Source organism: Pseudomonas sp. V98_8, assembly GCF_029967975.1.
GTDB lineage: Bacteria > Pseudomonadota > Gammaproteobacteria > Pseudomonadales > Pseudomonadaceae > Aquipseudomonas > Aquipseudomonas umsongensis.
In genome coordinates this window covers 178,943-185,421 of record NZ_JASCAE010000005.1, presented here as the reverse complement: position 1 = coordinate 185,421, position 6,479 = coordinate 178,943, and the positions used below count along the sequence as shown (strand labels likewise).

The 6,479-nt window shown below is 61.6% G+C and carries 5 protein-coding genes; 1 reads left to right on the top strand and 4 read right to left on the bottom strand.

Features of this window, described 5'->3' with window-relative positions; genetic code table 11:
- Positions 1-59: 59 nt before the first annotated feature.
- The 4 genes from QLG10_RS05615 to edd form a co-directional block, all read right to left on the bottom strand.
- The gene (locus tag QLG10_RS05615) at positions 60-1,529 is read right to left on the bottom strand and encodes an ATP-binding protein (protein ID WP_110748840.1); all 1,470 of its coding nucleotides are present in this window, start codon (positions 1,527-1,529) and stop codon (positions 60-62) included.
- Positions 1,519-2,250: a response regulator transcription factor gene (locus QLG10_RS05610; protein WP_020797042.1), complete on the bottom strand. Its 732-nt coding sequence runs from the start codon at positions 2,248-2,250 to the stop codon at positions 1,519-1,521. The genes QLG10_RS05615 and QLG10_RS05610 overlap by 11 nt, the downstream gene beginning before the upstream one ends.
- Before the next feature lie 177 nt (positions 2,251-2,427).
- The gene (locus QLG10_RS05605) at positions 2,428-3,387 is read right to left on the bottom strand and encodes a glucokinase (RefSeq protein WP_110748838.1); all 960 of its coding nucleotides are present in this window, start codon (positions 3,385-3,387) and stop codon (positions 2,428-2,430) included.
- Complete coding sequence (gene edd / locus QLG10_RS05600) at positions 3,384-5,210, bottom strand: phosphogluconate dehydratase (RefSeq protein ID WP_020797044.1); 1,827 nt, start codon at positions 5,208-5,210, stop codon at positions 3,384-3,386. Before edd ends, QLG10_RS05605 begins: the two co-directional genes overlap by 4 nt.
- A 220-nt stretch (positions 5,211-5,430) precedes the next feature.
- Here edd and gap point away from each other — a divergent pair, with 220 nt between their 5' ends.
- Complete coding sequence (gap, locus tag QLG10_RS05595) at positions 5,431-6,432, top strand: type I glyceraldehyde-3-phosphate dehydrogenase (RefSeq protein WP_282486013.1); 1,002 nt, start codon at positions 5,431-5,433, stop codon at positions 6,430-6,432.
- Positions 6,433-6,479 lie beyond the last annotated feature (47 nt).

The following is a 6,479-nucleotide window of genomic DNA, read 5'->3' as shown; positions in this document are numbered from 1 at the left end:
GGCGATGGCGTTTTCAAGGACGCCATCGCCAGCAAGCCGGCTCCTACAGGTCTCGTGTTTCAATCGACGGAACGCGGCAATTGCAGCGTCACCCGCAACCCGCCTTCACGCAGGTTTTGCAGGCTCACTTCACCGCCATGACTATGGGCAATGTTGCGCGCAATCCCCAAGCCCAACCCATACCCCTGCTGCTGCCCGGCCAAACGAAAGTGCGGTTCGAACACCTGCTCCAGCCGTTGCTCCGGAACCCCCGGTCCTTCATCGTCTACATGCAGGACGAAGGCGCTGTCGTCATCGTCGATGTACAGGTGGGCGTTCTGGCCGTACTTCAGGGCGTTGTCGATCAGGTTGCCGATGCAACGCTTGAGCGCCAGCGGTTTGCCCGGATAGGCCGCCAGGGCACGGCCTTGCTGGGTCACGCGACCGTTACCGGTGGGCGACAGGTACGGCTCCACCAGGCACTCGAGCACATGATTAAGGTCCACCGGTTCGATGTTCTCGTGGATGTCGGTGTCTTTCACACACTGCAGTGCGCCCTTGACCAGCAGCTCCAGCTCATCCAGATCGCGACCGAACTTGGCTTGCAGCTTTTCGTCTTCCAACAACTCGACGCGCAGTCGCAAACGGGTGATGGGCGTGCGCAGGTCGTGGGAAATCGCACTGAACAACTGGCTGCGTTCGGTCAGGTAACGGCTGATCCGTTCGCGCATGGTGTTGAAGGCGCGGCCGACCTCGACCACTTCACTGCCGCCACCTTCGGCCACCGGCTCGACGTCGGCGCCCAGCGACAGGTCGCGCGCCGCCCGCGCCAGGCGCTTGAGCGGCCTGCTCTGCCAGTGCACCAGCAGGCCGATGAACAACAGCAGGAAACCGCTGGTGAGGACGATGAACCACACTTGCTGCGCCGGCAGACCCTGCTCTTCGAGGCTGGTGTAGGGTTCGGGCAGCAGCGAGGCGATGTACAGCCATTCCCCCGGCGCCATCTGGATCTGCGTGACCAGCACCGGCGGGTTCACCGGTTCCAGGGTCAATGCGTAGTGCGCCCAGGAACGCGGCAGTTCGTCGAGCTTGAGACCGCCATTGAAGATCCGCAGGTCTTCGGGGCTGACAAAGGTCACCGAGATGTCGGTGTCCTGCCCCAGGGACTGGCGCAGCACTTCGTCCACCGCGTTGATCACCGCCTCCTTGCGCGGGGTGATCGGCAGCACTTCCATGCCCAGGGGTTTGTCATTGAGCGTCACCACGAAACGCGTGCCGCCCATGCTGCGCAGCTGGTCGAGCACCAACGGGCGGTACGCCACCGGCAACGAGCGCAGGTAACTGACGCTGGCGTTCATCGAGTGAGCGAGGCTGCGCGCACTGGTGACCAGGCCTTCAAGCTGGGTCGCACGCAGTTGGGAAACCCAGATCACGCTCGACAACGCCTGGGCGAACAACACCGCGAGCAGCGTCAGCAACAACATGCGCCCGAGCAGCGAGCGTGGCACCGGCACGCGGCCGGCCAGCTTGCGCAAGAAATCAGTGACCATTGGAGGCAACCACACTGGCTGCCAACTGATAGCCGCTGCCCCGTACGGTGCGAATCAGTCGCGGTGGTTTCTCCGTATCGCGCAGGCGTTGGCGCAAGCGACTGACCGCCATGTCGACGATGCGATCCAGAGGCATCAAGTCGCGGCCACGGGTGGCGTTGCCAATCGTGTCGCGGTCGAGGATTTCCTGCGGGTGGTCGAGAAACAGCTTCAACAGGGCGAAATCGGCACCGGACAGAATCACCTCTTCGCCATCGATGTGAAACAGGCGATGGCTGACCATGTCCAGGCGCCAGTCATCGAAGGCCAGCACTTCGCTGCCGGAGCGCTCCTGACCGAACTGCGCCCGGCGCAGCAACGCCTTGATGCGCGCTTGCAATTCGCGAGGGCTGAAGGGTTTGCCAAGGTAGTCGTCGGCGCCCAGTTCCAGGCCGATGACCCGGTCGGCCTCATCGGAGCTGGCGGTGAGCATGATGATCGGCACCTGCGACTGGCGCGGGTGCTGGCGAATCCAGCGACACAGGCTGAAACCGTCTTCGTCCGGCAGCATCACGTCGAGGATCACCAGGTCGCTGGGGGCCTCGTTGAGGGCCTGGCGAAAGCCCGCTCCATCGGGTGTGGTACGCACCTGGAACCCGGCGCGGGTCAGGTAGGTGTCCAGCAACTCGCGTATCTCTTGATCGTCATCGACCAACAAAATCGACTTGTTGACTGAGCTCACGGGGCGGCGTCCTTGTTGTTTGAATTGGGCGGATTATGCCTTAAGCACCGATTTTACAAACACCACAGAAACAACTGTGGGAGCGGGCTTGCTCGCGAATGCGATGTGTCAGTCAACGAATGAGTTGAATATGAAACCGCATTCGCGAGCAAGCCCGCTCCCACACTGGATCGCATTTCAGGTCGGGATTGATTGCTCCAGCGCCACACCCGCGCCAACCAGCCCCGAATACGGCGCCGTCACCAGCCACACCGGTATCCCTTTGAAGTAATCGCTCATGCATCCCTTGTCGGCAAAGCACCGGGCGAAACCACTTTCGAGGAAGAAATCGGCGAAGCGTGGAATCACCCCGCCAACGATGTACACACCACCGCGCGCACCGGTGGTCAGCACGTTGTTGCCCGCCACGCGACCGAGCCAGCAGCAGAATTGCTCGAGTACTTCCATTGCAATCGGGTCACCCGCCAAACCGGCAGCCGTAATCGCTTCTGGCGTGTCGAGCACCGGCTCGTGGCCGTCCACCGCACAGATCGCCCGATAGACTCGGGGCAAACCGCCGCCGCTCAATGCCGTTTCGGCGCTGACATGTCCGATCTCGTTGAAAATCTGCTGCCACAGTTGAGTCTCGCGCGGACTGCTCAGCGGCAGATCGACGTGACCGCCCTCCCCCGGCAGCGGGGCAAAACGCCCTTCCCCGAGATCTAGCAGGGTGCCGACACCCAGGCCCGTGCCCGGGCCAATCACCACCGCCGGGCGCAACGGCTCCGGCGTGCCTTCGCAGACCACGCGGAATTCGCCCGGCTGCAAACGCGTCATGCCCAGAGCCATGGCCGAAAAATCGTTGACCAACAGCAGTTGATCCACCTGCAAGGCCTGGCAAAAACCCTTGCGGCTCAGGCGCCAGTGATTGTTGGTGAACTTGAATTCGTCGCCGCTCACGGGGCCTGCCACCGACAGGCACACCGAACCGATCGCACCCGGCGCCAGGCCAAGCCCGTCCAGATAGAGGCTGATCGCCTCTTCCGGGCTCGCATGGTCGGCCGTCGCCAGCACCTGGACCGATTCCAGCTGCTGGTTTTTCCACAACGCGAACCGTGCGTTGGTGCCACCGATGTCACCGACCAAAGCCAGTTTCAATTAAGCGTCTCCAGGGCAGAAGTGAAGGCGCTGGCCCCCTGCTCTGCCGAGCTGAAGGCCATGCGCATGAAACCAAACAGTTCGCGACCGGTGCCGATGTTGTTGCCCAATAAACCCTTGGCCGGCGTGCGCGCTGCGAATTCTTCGGCGTCCACCTTAAGCTCCAGGGTGCCTTTGACGCCATCGACGCGGATGATATCGCCCTCCTGCACCCGCGCCAAAGGCCCTCCCACGTAAGCCTCGGGGCTGACGTGGATGGCCGCCGGGATTTTCCCCGACGCGCCGGACATGCGCCCGTCGGTGACCAGGGCAACCTTGAAGCCGCGATCCTGCAGCACACCGAGGAACGGCGTCATTTTGTGCAGTTCCGGCATACCGTTGGAACGCGGCCCCTGGAAACGCATCACCGCGACGAAATCCTTCTCCAGCAAACCGGCCTTGAACGCATCGGCCAGGTCCTGCTGATCCTGGAACACCATGGCCGGCGCTTCGACGATCTGGTTTTCCAATGCCACGGCCGACACCTTCATCACGCCGCGACCGAGGTTGCCTTCCATCACACGCAGGCCGCCTTCCGGCGAGAACGCCCGGGCAACCGGACGCAGGATGCTTTCGTCGAGGCTTTCGGTGATGCCTTCGCGCCAGACCAGTTCGCCGTTATCGAGGAACGGTTCCATGGTGTAGCGGCGCAACCCGTGACCCAGCACGGTGTTGACGTTTTCGTGGAGCAACCCGGCGTCCAGCAATTCGCGGATCAGGAACGACATGCCGCCCGCGGCCTGGAAATGGTTGATGTCGGCCTTGCCGTTCGGGTAGACGTGGCTCAGGGTTGGCACGACTTCGGAGAGGTCGGCCATGTCTTGCCAGGTCAGCTGGATACCCGCCGCCATGGCAATCGCCGGCATGTGCAGGGTGTGGTTGGTCGAGCCGCCGGTGGCGTGCAGGGCAACGATGGAGTTGACCAGCGAACGCTCGTCGACGATTTCGCCGATCGGCAGGTAGTCGCCGTTCTGTTTGGTAATGCGCGTCACCTGGTGCGCCGCTTCGCGGGTCAGGGCGTCGCGCAATGGCGTGTTCGGGTTGACGAAGGAAGCACCCGGCAAATGCAGGCCCATGACTTCCATCAGCAACTGGTTGGTGTTGGCGGTGCCGTAGAAGGTGCAGGTGCCAGGGCTGTGGTAGGAGTTCATTTCCGACTCCAGCAGCTCTTCACGGCTGGCCTTGCCTTCGGCGTAGCGCTGGCGCACGTCGGCTTTCTGCTTGTTGGAAATACCCGACACCATCGGTCCGCCCGGCACGAAGATCATCGGCAGATGGCCGAAGCGCAGCGCGCCCATCATCAGGCCCGGCACGATCTTGTCGCAGATGCCGAGCATCAGCGCGCCATCGAACATGTTGTGCGAGAGCGCCACGGCGGTGGACAGCGCGATCACTTCACGGCTCGGCAGGCTCAGTTCCATGCCCGGCTCGCCCTGGGTGACGCCATCGCACATGGCCGGGGTGCCGCCGGCGAACTGGCCGACGGAACCGATTTCGCGCAGGGCTTTCTTGATCAGCTCCGGGAAGACTTCGTACGGCTGGTGCGCCGAGAGCATGTCGTTATATGACGAAACAATCGCGATGTTGGCGGAGTTCATCATCCGCAGGCTGTTCTTGTCGTCGCTGCCGCAACCGGCCACGCCGTGGGCGAAGTTGGCGCATTGCAGCTTACCGCGCATCGGACCGTCGCTGGCGGCATCACGGATCAGTGCAAGGTAAGCCTCACGCGTGGCGCGGCTGCGGGCGATAAGCCGTTCGGTGACCTCAAGTACGCGGGGATGCATGTGTAGAACTCCAGGCTAACGGATGTGGCGACCTGATTGTCTATGCTGATCAAACACCGGTGTCGATGGGATGACAGACGGCTTTTCTGACCATTCGGACCAGTTGATTCAGGTCACTCGTTGTAGATTGAACAAAATATTGCCATTAAAAAGGCTTGTTTTCTATTTTTTTGCGAATAATCTTGTAATTCCAACAACAAAACGACGGCGGCGCTGACAAATGACTCTACGAATCGCAATCAATGGTTTTGGCCGTATTGGTCGCAACGTCCTCCGAGCACTCTATACCCAAGGCTATCGCCAGGATTTGCAGATCGTCGCCATCAACGACCTGGGTGACAGCGCAATCAATGCGCATTTGCTCAAGTACGACACGGTTCACGGCACGTTCGACGCCGATGTCCAGCATGATCAGGAAAGCCTGACCGTCAACGGCGACCGTATCGCGGTCAGCGCCATTCGCAATCCGGCCGACTTGCCCTGGACCGCGGAAAAGATTGATGTTGTGTTCGAATGTACCGGTCTGTTCACCGACCGCGCCAAAGCCGCCGCGCATATTACGGCCGGTGCACGCAAAGTGATTATCTCGGCCCCGGCCACGGGTGCGGACGCCACTGTGGTCTACGGCGTCAACCACGACATTCTGCGCCAGTCGCACCAGATAATTTCAAACGCCTCGTGCACCACCAACTGCCTGGCCCCGGTGGCCCAGGTGCTGCACCGCGAACTGGGCATCGAAAGTGGCCTGATGACCACCATCCATGCCTATACCAACGATCAGAACCTGACCGACGTCTACCACACCGACCCGTACCGCGCCCGTTCGGCCACCCAGAACATGATCCCGAGCAAGACCGGTGCGGCTGAAGCGGTCGGCCTGGTGCTGCCGGAGCTGGCGGGCAAACTGACCGGCATGGCGGTGCGCGTGCCGGTGATCAACGTATCCCTGGTCGACCTGACCGTGCAGCTGAAAAAAGAAGCCAGCGCACAAGAGGTCAATGCGCTGCTCAAGCAGGCCAGCCAGCACTCGAAAATTCTCGGCTACAACACCTTGCCGCTGGTCTCCAGCGACTTCAACCATAACCCGCTGTCGTCGATCTTCGACGCCAACCACACCAAGTCCAGCGGCAAGCTGCTCAAGGTGCTGGCCTGGTACGACAACGAATGGGGCTTCTCCAACCGCATGCTCGATAACTGCCTGGCGCTGTGCAACGCCGAATAAGCGATGAATTACGACGACTCGTTCCGCGTTGACGCAATCCTGTAGGA